Annotated in this window: 1 protein-coding gene; it reads right to left on the bottom strand. The window is 63.9% G+C overall.

Going from position 1 to position 269, the window contains the following annotated elements:
* Positions 1-269: peptide chain release factor-like protein (locus AAEZ05_RS28750; RefSeq protein WP_350649997.1), on the bottom strand; the 269-nt coding region annotated here is incomplete at both ends.

Genomic DNA, 269 nt, shown 5'->3' with positions numbered 1-269 from the left:
CCACAATGCCCGACGGCAAGTGAGTGATACGGATCGCCGAGTCGGTCTTGTTAACGTGCTGGCCACCCGCACCGGATGAGCGGTAGGTGTCGACGCGCAAGTCCGCCGGGTTGATCTCGATGGCTTCCTGTTCGTCCGGCTCAGGCAACACGGCGACGGTGCACGCCGAGGTGTGGATACGGCCTTGGGATTCGGTGGCCGGCACACGCTGCACGCGGTGCGCACCGGATTCGAACTTCAGCTTGCCGTAGACGTTGTCGCCTTCGACC

This window comes from Pseudomonas sp. HY13-MNA-CIBAN-0226 (genome assembly GCF_040310305.1).
Classification (GTDB): Bacteria; Pseudomonadota; Gammaproteobacteria; order Pseudomonadales; family Pseudomonadaceae; genus Aquipseudomonas; species Aquipseudomonas gregormendelii.
This window is presented reverse-complemented; position numbering and strand designations above follow the sequence as displayed.